The sequence below is a fragment of the Clostridium mediterraneense genome (assembly GCF_900091705.1).
GTDB classification, from domain to species: domain Bacteria; phylum Bacillota; class Clostridia; order Clostridiales; family Clostridiaceae; genus Sarcina; species Sarcina mediterraneense.
In genome coordinates, this window is sequence record NZ_LT594785.1 from 2,040,934 (window position 1) to 2,054,172 (window position 13,239).

At 28.2% G+C, this 13,239-nt stretch carries 12 protein-coding genes; 1 reads left to right on the forward strand and 11 read right to left on the reverse strand.

The features are described 5' to 3' along the window. Positions 1-83: 83 nt before the first annotated feature. The 9 genes from BN8917_RS11490 to BN8917_RS11530 form a co-directional block, all read right to left on the reverse strand. On the reverse strand, positions 84-662 hold the full coding sequence (locus BN8917_RS11490; RefSeq protein ID WP_066874542.1) for a xanthine phosphoribosyltransferase: 579 nt from the start codon (positions 660-662) through the stop codon (positions 84-86). A 120-nt stretch (positions 663-782) separates the two neighbouring features. Further along, complete coding sequence (gene mprF, locus BN8917_RS11495; protein WP_066874544.1) at positions 783-3,332, reverse strand: bifunctional lysylphosphatidylglycerol flippase/synthetase MprF; 2,550 nt, start codon at positions 3,330-3,332, stop codon at positions 783-785. A 168-nt stretch (positions 3,333-3,500) separates the two neighbouring features. Then, positions 3,501-3,971: an SsrA-binding protein SmpB gene (smpB, locus tag BN8917_RS11500; RefSeq protein ID WP_066874546.1), complete on the reverse strand. Its 471-nt coding sequence runs from the start codon at positions 3,969-3,971 to the stop codon at positions 3,501-3,503. A gap of 17 nt (positions 3,972-3,988) precedes the next feature. After that, on the reverse strand, positions 3,989-6,226 hold the full coding sequence (rnr, locus tag BN8917_RS11505) for a ribonuclease R (RefSeq protein WP_066874548.1): 2,238 nt from the start codon (positions 6,224-6,226) through the stop codon (positions 3,989-3,991). A 310-nt stretch (positions 6,227-6,536) separates the two neighbouring features. Continuing rightward, the gene (gene secG / locus BN8917_RS11510; RefSeq protein ID WP_066874550.1) at positions 6,537-6,767 is read right to left on the reverse strand and encodes a preprotein translocase subunit SecG; all 231 of its coding nucleotides are present in this window, start codon (positions 6,765-6,767) and stop codon (positions 6,537-6,539) included. Between the two features lie 150 nt (positions 6,768-6,917). After that, a complete protein-coding gene (gene eno / locus BN8917_RS11515) occupies positions 6,918-8,216 on the reverse strand; it encodes a phosphopyruvate hydratase (protein WP_066874552.1) in 1,299 nt (432 codons plus the stop codon). Between the two features lie 317 nt (positions 8,217-8,533). Beyond that, complete coding sequence (locus BN8917_RS11520; RefSeq protein WP_066874554.1) at positions 8,534-9,073, reverse strand: tryptophan transporter; 540 nt, start codon at positions 9,071-9,073, stop codon at positions 8,534-8,536. Between the two features lie 451 nt (positions 9,074-9,524). Beyond that, the gene (locus tag BN8917_RS11525) at positions 9,525-9,791 is read right to left on the reverse strand and encodes a hypothetical protein (RefSeq protein ID WP_066874556.1); all 267 of its coding nucleotides are present in this window, start codon (positions 9,789-9,791) and stop codon (positions 9,525-9,527) included. 79 nt (positions 9,792-9,870) lie between these two features. Beyond that, on the reverse strand, positions 9,871-10,401 hold the full coding sequence (locus BN8917_RS11530; RefSeq protein ID WP_066874558.1) for a GNAT family N-acetyltransferase: 531 nt from the start codon (positions 10,399-10,401) through the stop codon (positions 9,871-9,873). A 186-nt stretch (positions 10,402-10,587) separates the two neighbouring features. On the opposite strand from BN8917_RS11530, the gene BN8917_RS11535 reads away from it, so the two are divergent. Beyond that, positions 10,588-10,911, forward strand: a complete 324-nt coding sequence (locus tag BN8917_RS11535) for a hypothetical protein (protein ID WP_066874560.1) — start codon at positions 10,588-10,590, stop codon at positions 10,909-10,911. A gap of 13 nt (positions 10,912-10,924) precedes the next feature. Here the strand turns inward: BN8917_RS11535 and BN8917_RS11540 are convergent, their stop codons facing one another. Then, positions 10,925-11,389 (reverse strand): hypothetical protein, encoded by a 465-nt coding sequence (locus tag BN8917_RS11540; RefSeq protein WP_066874561.1) that lies wholly within the window; start codon positions 11,387-11,389, stop codon positions 10,925-10,927. Positions 11,390-11,617: 228 nt separating this feature from the next. Then, on the reverse strand, positions 11,618-13,153 hold the full coding sequence (gene gpmI / locus BN8917_RS11545; protein WP_066874562.1) for a 2,3-bisphosphoglycerate-independent phosphoglycerate mutase: 1,536 nt from the start codon (positions 13,151-13,153) through the stop codon (positions 11,618-11,620). Between the last annotated feature and the right edge of the window lie 86 nt (positions 13,154-13,239).

A 13,239-nucleotide genomic window follows, 5' to 3' on the forward strand; every position in this document is an offset into this window, starting at 1 on the left:
TTTTTAATTAAATTATATAATAAAAAGAGCGATTTGTCATTAAAATCGCTCTTTTCTTTATAAATCCTTAATTTTTATAAGGTTTATCTAAAGATTACTTCATTATTCTCTATTTTATCGATAATAGCTAATGATTCTACTCTTATTCCCTTATTTTCTAAGTGCTTTCTACCATCTTGGAATCCTTTTTCTATAACAATTCCTGCACCTACAACTTCAGCTCCAGCTTGTTTTACTACATCTAAAAGACCAAATATTCCACAAGCATTTGCAAGGAAATCATCAACTATAAGAATTTTTTCACCAGGTTTTATGAATTTTTTATCTACAACAACATTATAAACTGTTTGCTTTGTAAATGAGTAAATTTCTGAATGGAAAACCTTATCTGCCTTTTCTCTTGAAAGTCTTTCTACCTTTTTACCAAATACTAAAGGTAAGTTACCAAACTCTCTTGCAACAAAAGCTCCTATTGCTATACCTGTTGATTCTACAGTTAGAATCTTATCTATTTTTTCTTCTTTAAATATATTTTTAAACTCTTTACCTATCTTTTCTATAAAATCAACATCCATTTGATGATTTAAGAATGAATCAACCATTAATATGTTATCTTCTGTGATTCTTCCTTCTTCTCTTATTTTTTGTTTTAATAATTCCATATAGCTCAGTCCTTTCTAACTATATCTTTTTCTATACTAATTTTATAACAGATTCTTTCTTTTGCCTAGAAAAAAAGATTTATTTATACTTTTAATAAATAATAAGCTAAATTATTACGATTAATCATTAGAATAGATATTTTTAATTCTATCTAATATACTTTCAGGTTCTCCACCTCTATTTCTTACTAATAAGGCTGCTTGAATCATAGTAAATATTAATGATGATTCTCTTCTGTAGGCAACATATCTAGACTCCCAGTTATTTGTATACTTATTCTTAAATCTTCTTAATCCCTTAAATGAATAGAAAATTTGTCCGTATTCATATATTTGAAGAGCAACTTTTTCATTTAAGAAAGCATACTTTGAAGTACCAACATTAGCAAGTGGAGCCATTCCCATATTAAATCTTTCATAACCTTGCTCTTTTCCTTTTTCTATAAGGTTTATAAACATAAAGTCCATAAGTCCTGCTGCTGAATCTCCTTCGAATCTCATAAGATCTACTGAGAAGCTTCTTCCATTATCATACATATTCATTATATTAGCAAAACCTTTTATTTCACCTTCAGCATCTTTTATTACTCCAATCGCTTCTTTTGATAAATAATATTCATCAAAGAATCCAACTGAATATCCTTTTTCTTTTCTACCACCTAGCCAATTATCTGAGATTTCTCTTAATCTTTCTATAGTTTCTTTAGAATATGGAGGGAATATCATATCGAAAGTATATCCTTCTTTAATCATTCTATTTCTTGATTTTTTAAGGCTCTTCATCTTATTTCCCACAACTTCAAAGCTAGCAACATCTATCATAGCTTCTTCACCTATCTTCATAAAATCATATCCATGAGAATGAAGATAAGTTATCATATCCTCTTCTATTTGATAGAATACTAAAGTATATCCATATAAATCTGCAAAACTATAGAAATTCTCAATCTCATCAAATATTTTTTCCTTATTACCTATAGGATTTCCAAGAACAAATATTTTATCTGCATAAATTTGATATTGGAACATAACATCCTTATCTTCATTCATATAGATAAATTTATCTCTTAAATAAACAAGGTGAGTAAGTGAACTTCCTTTATATTCATTAACTATTCTATTTATATCCTCTTCATAATCATAAAAAGACTTTGTTGGGAAATTCTTTTCTTTATTTATAAAGAATATAACTATATATACAACAACAGCAATTAAAAACATAAATAGTGCTGTTCTTCCAAGTTCCCTAAATAACATTCTTTCTAAATGATCTTTTGTATATCTTACATAGAAATGTAAAACTACATGGTAACCTATAAATGATAAGCTAAGTATAGCAATATCTCTTAATGTATTTTTCCATGTAATAATAAAACTTTTTCTATAAAATATCTTTCTACTCTTATATAAAGTATATATAGCAATTAAAGCTACAAGTACTTCACCAATATATAATCCTATATAAAGTAAAACTGCTGTTCCAACTAAAATAAGTATTATAGTTGCCTTATAAATTGTTTTAGTTCTATATCTAAGCATACATGATGCTATTATAAGTAAAAATCCAACTAATATATTTAAATCATTAGAAAAACCAAGTGTTGTGCTTCCAAATAGCTTCTCAACAACTCTAATCTTAAGTAAAAGATTTGAGTCTATACTTGTTAACATCATTGTTATACCTGTAAATAATACAATAAGTTTTAAGAATTGATATGCTATATTTGAAATAATTTGATCTGGTAGATTATTATATTTAGAATTAACTTTCTTACCAAAATCACGCATATATAAAAGTATTCCTATAGCTGCTGGAACTATATAATAACTTATTCTATAAAGTAAAATTATAATAAGTGATTGTGTTACTGGTACTCCAAGTCCTTCAAGTCCTGTTATAAATGTAAGGTCAAATGTACCAACTCCACCAGGAATCATACTTAAAATTCCTATTACAGCTGATGCAATATAAACTGGTAAGAATTTATAAAATCCTAACTTCACTCCTAGAAGTACTAAAATTAAATACATTAATGCTACTGTTGTTGCCCATTCTAATGATGATATAAGTATTATTAATAAACTACTAAAAAAATCTTTACTATCTTTATTTCTTATGTATCTATAAATAAAATATAAAATTAAAACTGGTACATACATTGCAATAATAAACATAGGTATTACAAGCCAGCCTTGATTTAAAAAGCTTTTAGTATGTACTGCTAAATAAAATAAACAAACAGCTGATAATCCTGTAAGATTTAAGGCTACTATTTTACTAATTTCTTTTAAAAGTAATTTTTTATCTTCTACATAATCCCCATAAAAATGTTGTTTAATCCCAAGGGAAGTAGCTCCTCCAAATCCTAAAAGACTTGAGATAGAACTCGCAATCCAAGAGTATTTATACACTTCTCTATTTTTTAGTTTTATTCCTACTTTCTTCTTTAAAATAAAATCATAAAGAGAAAGTGGAGCGAAAGAGACTATTCCCATTAAAGCAATCAAGGCTATATTACGCACTGTTAAGCTATCTTTATACATTAAAAGATATTTTAATTTTACGCCTTTTAATACATGGGCAAATTCTTTTATGACAAAAGTTATTACTATCGATACAAATATTATTTTTAAAATCATCTGTACCTTTTTATTTATCTTTAACTTCATATGATTCTCCCCTCTCTAAATTTTTTCACTAATGTTAATATAATTTTTTATCCCTTAACTTAGTTTACAACATTTTTAAATTTTTATCTCTAATCTTACCAATTTGTAATTTTATTTTATAAAAAAAAGCGTTTATATTTCTATAAACACCTCTTTTTCTAATATAAATTAATATCTATTTCTTTCTTTAAGTTGTCTTGCTATATCTCTTTTAGCTGCCTTTTCTAACATTGAATCTCTCTTATCATAATTCTTTTTACCTCTACATACACCAAGTTGTACTTTAACTCTACCTTCTTTTAAATAAAGTTTTAGAGGTATTAATGTTAGACCCTGTTGCTGAATAACCCCTATAAGTCTTCTTATTTCAGATTTATGAAGTAAAAGTCTTCTAGCTCTTAAAGGATCAACATTAAATATATTACCTTGCTCATATGGGCTTACATGCATTCCTCTTATAAAAACTTCTTCATTATCTATATCAGCATAAGCTTCTTTTAAATTAGCTCTGCCTCCTCTTATTGATTTAACTTCTGTTCCAACAAGCTCTATTCCTGCTTCAAGTGATTCTTCAACAAAATAATCATGTCTAGCTTTTCTATTTTCAGCTAATGTTTTATCTGATTTTACTCTTCCCATATACTCACCTACTAATACTATTCCTGATTTTCTAAAGCTTCTTTATTTACTGAGTTAGCATTATTTATTAATGCTTCTTCATTTTGTAAAATTTCTTCATTTTCTAAAGCTTCTTTTCTTTCTCTTTCTTCTTTCATATATTTATCTTCAAGAATTTCAAAATAAACTTCTCTATTGTCCATATCTACTTTAGAACATACTACTTTTATTCTATCTCCAAGCTTATAAACCTTTTTAGTTCTTTCTCCAACAAGATTTAATCTAACTTCATCAAATACATAATAATCATCCTTAAAATCTGTTATATGAATAAGTCCTTCAACAGTGTTTGGAAGCTCAACAAAAGCACCAAATGAAGTAACTGAGCCAATTATTCCTTCAAATTCTTGACCTATTCTATCCTTCATATATTCAGCTTTCTTTAAATCATCAACTTCTCTTTCAGCCTCTTGTGCTACTCTTTCCATTTCTGATGATTGTTTTGCTGCCTCTGCAACAATCTTAGAAAGTTTCTTAGCTCTCTTTTCATCAACTTTTCCATTTAAAACTTCTTTAATTATTCTATGAATTTGTAAATCAGGGTATCTTCTAATTGGTGAAGTAAAATGACTATAATATTCAGCTGCAAGTCCAAAATGTCCTTCATGTTCTGCTGAGTATTTAGCTTGCATCATACTTCTTAAAAGAAGTGTATTTACAACAGTTTCTTCATCTTTACCTTTAACAAGCTCTATAACTGATGCAAGACTCTTAGGATTTATTTCTTTTCCCCAATTTATTTGATATCCTAGATTAAATATAAATTCTTTAAACTTTTCTAATTTCTCTGAATCAGGCTCTTCATGTATTCTATATATAAATGGAACTCCTACCCAGTAGAAATGTTCTGATATAGTTTCATTACAAATAAGCATAAATTCTTCTATAATTCTGTTTGCTATAGCTCTTTCATAAGGCTTAATATCTATAGGCTTACCTTTTTCATCAAGTATTATCTTACTTTCTGCAAATTCAAAGTCTATAGCTCCTCTTTTCATTCTTGCATTATTTAAAATTCTACAAAGTTCTTCCATAGCTTTAAAATCATCTAGAAGATAATCATACTTAGCACTTAATTCTTCATCACCTTCTAATATTTTAGTTACATCTGTATATGTCATTCTTTCATTTGTTTTTATAACACTTTCATGAATTTCATGTTCTATAACTTTACCTTTAGAATTGATTGTCATTAAACAACTTAAAGCAAGTCTATCTACTTGTGGATTTAATGAACAGATACCATTAGATAATTTCTTAGGAAGCATTGGTATAACTCTATCAACTAAATAAACTGATGTAGCTCTCTTTAATGCTTCTTTGTCTAAAGGATTATTTTCTCTTACATAATGAGTTACATCTGCTATATGAACTCCTAATCTATATAATCCACCTTCTAATCTTTCAATAGAAACAGCATCATCTAGATCCTTTGCATCTTCTCCATCTATTGTTACCATTCTTAAATCTCTATAGTCTGTTCTTCTCTTTATTTCTTTACTTGGAATTTCTTCTTCTATTTGATTTGCAAATGAAAGTACTTCATCTGGGAATTCTTCAGGAAGTGCATATCTCTTAATTACAGAAAGTATATCAATTCCTATATCACCCTTTTGTCCTAGAATTTCGACAATTTTACCTTCTGGCTTTTTCTTTCCATCAGGCCATTTTGTGATTTCTACCTTAACAATATCTCCTGTTTTAGCTTTATGTCTATCTTTCTTAGAAATAAATATATCTTGAAGCATTCTCTTATCATCTGGTACAACAAATCCGAAATTTCTACTATCTTCATATTCTCCGATAATAACATTGATAGCTCTTTCTAAAATTTGTACTATTTCACCTTCACATTTTTTTCCTTCAACATCTTCTTTAACTATCTTAGCAACTACTCTATCTCCGTTCATAGCTGTTCCCATATAGTTTTTAGGAATAAATACATCCTTTCTTCCTTCTTCTTCAGGAAGAACAAATCCATATCCCTTTTGATGTAATTGTAATTTTCCAACAACAAGACCCATCTTTGCAGTTACTGCAAGTCTTTCTTTCTCATCCCTTGTAATAATGCCTTCTTTAATCATTGTATTTATTGCTTTTTTAAATGTCTTATATTCTTGTTTACTTATATCAAAAACTTCAGCTAATTTTTGTATATCCATTGGCTTATAGGAATCATCTTCCATAAACTTTAAGATAATTTGTTTTAATCCCATGTTACTCCTCCAATTTTCAGTCTAGTTTATTTATAATTATTTACATAATTTTCTCGTTAAATACTACTTATATACTACCACATTTATCTATATTTATATATAGTCACAATTTTTAATCAATTTATTTTACAGTATATTTTATGTAAAAATCTTTTAATTAATGTAGTCTTTAATATCTATTTCTGGAAACAAAATATCTATATATAAATATTAATTTTCTATAATATTTATCTTAATTATTCTAGATATTATAAATAAGGAGGTATCTCAAGATATTTTGAGACACCTCCTTATTTACAATGCTCTAAATTTATTTGATCATATTTAAAACTATAGTTGTTATAGCAAATAAAATAATTGATACAACTGTAATCTTAATAAGCATCGCATCTTTTGTTTTACCTTTATTTTTTGAATAGAAAGTCTCACTTTTACCTTGTATTAATCCACTTAAAGCATCCGCTTTACTTGGTTGAAGTAAAATTGAACCAACTATAATAATAGCAAGTATGAGTTCTATTACTATAAGAGCTGTTCTCATTACAGCACCTCCAAATTTTTTTCCTATTTAATTTATAAACTAATAATATCATATAGCCTATTTATTTACAATATTTTATAAGATTATACATCTAAATTAAAAGGATGCCTCAATATTGAGACACCCCTTCAATATAATATTTGATAGAAATTACTTAATGTTGAAGAATGATTTCTTTCCTCTGTATTCTGCAATTTCACCTAATTCTTCATTAATTCTGATTAATTGGTTGTACTTAGCAACTCTTTCACTTCTAGCAGGTGCTCCTGTCTTAATTTGACCAGCATTAACAGCTACAACTAAATCAGCGATTGTTGTATCTTCTGTTTCTCCTGATCTGTGTGAGATAACTGCTGTGTAACCAGCTCTGTTAGCCATTTCGATAGCATTAAGAGTTTCTGTTAATGTTCCGATTTGGTTTAACTTGATTAAGATTGAGTTAGCAACACCCTTGTTGATTCCTCTTTCTAATCTTTCTGTATTTGTAACGAATAAATCATCACCAACTAATTGAATCTTGTTTCCAAGTCTTTCAGTAATGATCTTCCATCCTTCCCAATCTTCTTCAGCCATACCGTCTTCGATTGAGATAATTGGATATTTGTTTACCCAATCTTCATAGAATGCAACCATTTCTTCTGCTGATAATGTTTTACCTTCATGTTCTAATACATACTTACCTGTCTTTTCATCATAGAATTCTGATGAAGCTGGGTCAAGAGCGATAAACATTTCTTCTCCTGCTTTGTATCCAGCTTTAGCGATAGCTTCTAAGATAACTTCGATAGCTTCTTCGTTTGACTTAAGGTTTGGTGCAAATCCACCTTCGTCACCGACACCTGTTGAATATCCTTTTTCATTAAGGATAGCTTTTAATGCATGGTAAACTTCTGAACATGCTCTTATAGCTTCCATGAAATCTGTCATACCTGCTGGCATAACCATGAATTCTTGTAAATCAACTGAGTTATCAGCGTGGCTTCCTCCATTGATTATGTTCATCATTGGAACTGGTAATACCTTAGCATTAACTCCTCCAATGTATTGGTATAATGGCATATCTAATGAGCTTGCAGCTGCTCTAGCTACTGCTAATGAAACTCCTAAGATAGCATTTGCTCCAAAGTTACCTTTGTTTGGTGTACCATCTAATTCAATAAGCTTTTTATCGATTTCTGGTTGGTTGTATACATTCATTCCTACAAGAGCGTCTGCTATAACTGTATTAACGAATCCAACTGCCTTAGAAACACCTTTACCATTGAATTTACTCTTATCCCCATCTCTTAATTCAACAGCTTCGAATATACCTGTTGATGCACCTGATGGTACTATAGCTCTTTCCATTGTCCCATCTTCTAAGTAGATTTCAACTTCTACTGTTGGGAAACTTCTTGAATCTAAAACTTGTCTTCCTTTAACGTCAACGATTTCTAAATATTGTTTCATAACTAAATTCCTTATATCATAAATTTGATATAAGTACCTCCCCTCTTTTGTCAAAGATTTATATAAATAATCTCTAGTTTCTTTTCCATCAATTTTTCTAAAAAATCGACTAAAAATATCTAGAAAATTTATTTCTAACTTGTCTTAATTATACCATAAATAATGTTTACATTCAAACTTTTCCTACTAAATATATATGCCTTAAATTTATCATTTTTTTTATAATTTTAAACTTTTTTAAAACACATATTTATAAAAGATAAACTCTTTAAAAAAATAATCAAATTCTATACAAATAAAGGCCAATTTCATTTAATTTAAATTTTCTTAAGAGCACTTTCAATAATTTTAAATAACATAATTCCCACTATTAAATTTATAATAACTGCTGGTAAAACTACTGTTGTAAATAAAATTAAAAATGGTGCTGGAAGTCCAACTATAATACTTGCTGATCCAAGAAAAATAGTTCCACTTATAAAAGTTCCAATAGGCAATATAATTATTGCTTGAATAAATCTTCTTTTGTACTCTGAAAGCTTTAAAATAAATTTAAATTTATTAATTAATAATATTATTAAATACACAACATTAACTGTAATTATTTTATCTATACAGTTAGATAATTGACCAGCTGGGAACTTTGTAGTAAGTGCAGTAAAAATAGCAGTTACCACACCTGCAATTAAACAAGTTTTATATTCCCCTCCATTTAAAATTATAACCATAAATAACATAATTAATGCAAAGTCAGCTTGCATAGGTAAACCAAGTGTTGGAGTTACTTGATGTAAAATGGCTCCAATCCCCAATAATAAAGCACTTATAACTAATTTTTTTGTATTTTGATTTCTCATATATCTTCCTCCTAAATATTTTTCAAATTTTAAGCAATTATTATTTCCATCTAAACTTCATTTCACTTGGGTCACCTCCTTAAATTTATTTTTATAAAATAAAAAACGCCCTATATATTTCTATATAGGACGGAATAACCGTGTTGCCACCTAAATTGCATTTAATATCTAAAAAATTTCTATTAAGTAAATAATTTTAGATTATATAAATACCTCTTTTTTCAGATACTAACATATCCTAACTGCTATAAGGTGCAGTCCACCATGAGCATTTCCTCTCATACCTCAAAAGTCCATTCATTAAATCCCTTCTTGCAAAGATTCCACCATCCTCTGCTCTCTTTATTGAAGCTAGATATAATTACTCCTCTTTATCACAGGTTATTTTCCATTTAATGTATTATACTATTATTAATTATATTTGTCACTAAGTTTTTATAAAAAAATATTTTTATATCAGCTTAACACCTATCGTAATAACAAAAATTATTATTCCTATTATTATACAAAGATCACCCATTATTTTATAACTTCTTTTATCAGAAGTCTTCCCAATTTCATATTGATTGATTCCAATAAGCATTTCAGTTATTGCAACAAATAAAATAGCAATATCTAGGCTTAAAGCTCCACCTAAAAAGTGTGCAACAATCAATACTGCCGCAATTACACTAGATATAACAGTAACTAAGCTTAAGGATTTCAATTTTCTCTCCATAAATAAATCAATCCCCTTTAATAATTGCTTATACTAAAATATATGCAGTACCCTAATAAAAATTTCTTTATTTTTATATTTATATATAATCATTTTTAAATATCGCCATATTTATAACATCATGATACTCTCCATCCCTATAAATTTCTTGTTTTAAAACTCCTTCTGTTATAAATCCAACTTTTTTATAGCAATTTATTGCTCTCTTATTAAAGCCAAAAACAGATAATTTAACCTTTCTAAAATTTAACTCTTTAAAAATAAATCCCAAAAGTACTCTTATAGCATCGGCACCATATGATTTTCCCCAATAATCTTTATTCCCAATTATAATTCCAATACTACAAGTTCTATCCTTAAAATTTGTATCTTTCACACTACAACAGCCTATGAACTCCATATTTTCAAGAGTTTCAATAGCAAAATCATAACACAAGCTATACTTTTCTCGTTCTGAAAATATAAATTTTTCTTCTTCATCAAGTGAAGTAGGAAAAACTGCATCAGCATTAACATTTCTAACAACTTCATAATCATTCATAAAAGAATATGCTTTTAAAACATCTCTTTCTGCAAAAGCTCTTAGTCTAACTAACTTTCCTTTAAACATATAATCTCTCCCATTAAAAATTTCTATTTAAAATAATATTCTATTGAAATATAAATATCCCTCTTTTCAATATTTTACTTAATATAAATTAAAATTTACAAATTACTTACTTTTAAAACCTTTATTATAATTTCTTTATATAGTATTATATACTATATAAAGAGAAACTAATAAGGGGGACCTAATATGAATATCTTTCTACAAATAATAATTGGGTTATTAGTAGTTATCGGAGCTTTCTATGTTATAAACAAAACACAAATAAGGGTAAAATTACTTAACTACTTATACAAAACACTAAAAAACTTTTCTGCTATGAGTCTACACATAATAGCTTTTATGATAAATTTCTTAGGAATACTTGGACTTGGGCTACTAAAAAATAAGTTCTCAACTATTTTATTTGATGTAATAGCTTTCCCACTACTCATAGTGGTAATCTTAACATTTACAACATCAATAATAACAGTTGCTAAAATTAAACAAAGTAAAAAAAAGCAAGGTAACTAAACCTTGCTTTTCTTTATTTTACACCAGTAGTTCCATATCCTCCCCTACTTTCATGGCTTCCTAAATCTTCAACAAATTCTATCTCAACATCAGTCATAGTTGCTTTTACTACTTCAAATTGAAGAACTCTATCATCATAATTCATTGACCCATCTTTTAAACATGCAAACATAGCACACCATTCATCATCATTTCCTTTGTATGCATTATCTATTTGCCCAACACTATTAGTTAATATTAAACCATAATTTTTAAATGTACTACTTCTTGGATAAACATTAGCTTTATATCCTTCTGGCATTTTCATTGCAAATCCTAATTTAACAAAAACAACATCTCCTGCTTTATACTCACATGGAAAGCTTTTTTCCTCTCCATTTACTTGTATTCTACTAACTCTTAAATCAATTAAGTCACCCTTATCTATTTTTTCCATTTTAGTTAACTTATCATCTATGTATCTCACTTCTAACTTCATCACAAAACTTTCCTTCCTGTCTTTTATTTAAGTTATATTATAATATCTTTTATTAAACTCCTCCACATATATTTTATTCTAAATTATTTATACTAACCAAAATAAATATATTTCTATATATGTTATATAACTTTATAATTAATATCTAAAATATAAGATTACTTATCAAAACTTATTTTTTATTTAAAAAGAGACTATCTTTTTAGATAGTCTCTTTCTTAAATCTTATTACTTTCTTAGTAATGACTTACCTGTCATTTCTGATGGTTTTTCAAGATTCATAACTTCTAACATTGTTGGTGCTATATCAGCAAGTTTACCATTTGCAAGACTCTTACCTTCAGCATCTTCAGATACCCATACAAATGGAACTAAGTTTGTTGTATGAGAAGTCATTGGATTACCTGTTGAGTAATCTATCATTGTTTCAGCATTTCCATGGTCAGCTGTTATGAATAATGTACCGTTCTTTTCAAGAATTTTTTCTGAAATTCTTCCTATACATTCGTCAACAGCTTCTACAGCTTTTTTAGCTGCTTCGAAAACTCCTGTATGTCCAACCATATCTGGGTTAGCATAGTTTACAATAATCATATCATATTGATCTGAATCAATTCTGCTAATTAATTCATCTGTTAACTTGAAAGCATTCATTTCTGGTTGTAAATCATAAGTTGCAACTTTAGGTGATGGAATTAATGCTCTATCTTCACCTTCATTTGGAACTTCTACTCCACCATTAAAGAAGAATGTTACGTGAGCATATTTTTCAGTTTCTGCTGCTCTAAGTTGCTTAAGTCCTTTACTTGCAACATATTCTCCTAATGTGTTTGAATGTGATTCTGGTCTGTAAGCTACATCTACATTTTCGATTGTTTTATCGTATTGTGTCATAGTTACAAATACTGTTTCAATTCTATTTCTTTCAAATCCATTAAAGTCTATATCAACAATTGCTCTTGTTAATTCCCTTGCTCTATCTGGTCTGAAGTTAAAGAATATTAATGAATCCCCTTCTTCAACTTTAGCTACTGGAGAATCTCCATCCATAATTACTGTTGGTAATACGAATTCATCTGTTTTATTATCATGGTATGAATTTTCCATTGCTTCTACTGCTGATGTTGCAGTTTGACCTTTTCCTGAAAGCATAGCATTATAAACAAGTTCAACTCTTTCCCATCTATTATCTCTATCCATTGCGTAGTATCTACCACTTACTGTAGCAATCTTACCTACTCCAATTTCTTTCATTGCTTCTTCTAATTCTATTATGAATTCTTTTCCTGATGATGGAGCAACGTCTCTACCATCCATAAAAGCATGAACATATACTTTTTCTATATTATTTAACTTGGCTAATTTTAATAATCCTTTTAAATGATCAATATGTGAGTGAACCCCACCATTTGATAATAATCCTAATAGGTGTAAAGCCTTATTATTATCTTTTGCATTATTTACAGCTTTTAATAAAGCTTCATTTTCAAAGAAATCTTTATCAGCTATAGCCTTAGTTATTCTTGTTAATTCTTGATATATTATTCTTCCAGTTCCTATATTTAAATGGCCAACTTCTGAGTTACCCATTTGTCCATCTGGAAGCCCCACTTTCATTCCTGATGCTTCAAGTGTTGAATGTGGGTATTTATTCATTAATCTATCTAAATTTGGCTTATTTGCAGCTGCAACAGCATTTCCATCTCCTGCTTCTGTTATACCCATTCCATCTAATATCATTAACATTACTGGTTTTTTTGTCATTATAATACCCCTCCAAACTGTTTATACTTTAATTATAATACTTCGACAAATGAAAAACAATAGCAACTGAAAAGTATTATTAATAA

What these genes read in the sequence shown, in the direction of transcription:
- BN8917_RS11520 (WP_066874554.1), bottom strand. Translation starts at nt 9,073, where the DNA reads ATGAGAAATCAAAATACAAAAAAATTAGTTATAAGTGCTTTATTATTG.
- rnr (WP_066874548.1), bottom strand. Translation starts at nt 6,226, where the DNA reads ATGGGATTAAAACAAATTATCTTAAAGTTTATGGAAGATGATTCCTAT.
- BN8917_RS11540 (WP_066874561.1), bottom strand. Translation starts at nt 11,389, where the DNA reads ATGAAGTTAGAAGTGAGATACATAGATGATAAGTTAACTAAAATGGAA.
- BN8917_RS11530 (WP_066874558.1), bottom strand. Translation starts at nt 10,401, where the DNA reads ATGTTTAAAGGAAAGTTAGTTAGACTAAGAGCTTTTGCAGAAAGAGAT.
- BN8917_RS11525 (WP_066874556.1), bottom strand. Translation starts at nt 9,791, where the DNA reads ATGGAGAGAAAATTGAAATCCTTAAGCTTAGTTACTGTTATATCTAGT.
- gpmI (WP_066874562.1), bottom strand. Translation starts at nt 13,153, where the DNA reads ATGACAAAAAAACCAGTAATGTTAATGATATTAGATGGAATGGGTATA.
- secG (WP_066874550.1), bottom strand. Translation starts at nt 6,767, where the DNA reads ATGAGAACAGCTCTTATAGTAATAGAACTCATACTTGCTATTATTATA.
- mprF (WP_066874544.1), bottom strand. Translation starts at nt 3,332, where the DNA reads ATGAAGTTAAAGATAAATAAAAAGGTACAGATGATTTTAAAAATAATA.
- BN8917_RS11490 (WP_066874542.1), bottom strand. Translation starts at nt 662, where the DNA reads ATGGAATTATTAAAACAAAAAATAAGAGAAGAAGGAAGAATCACAGAA.
- BN8917_RS11535 (WP_066874560.1), top strand. Translation starts at nt 10,588, where the DNA reads ATGAATATCTTTCTACAAATAATAATTGGGTTATTAGTAGTTATCGGA.
- smpB (WP_066874546.1), bottom strand. Translation starts at nt 3,971, where the DNA reads ATGGGAAGAGTAAAATCAGATAAAACATTAGCTGAAAATAGAAAAGCT.
- eno (WP_066874552.1), bottom strand. Translation starts at nt 8,216, where the DNA reads ATGAAACAATATTTAGAAATCGTTGACGTTAAAGGAAGACAAGTTTTA.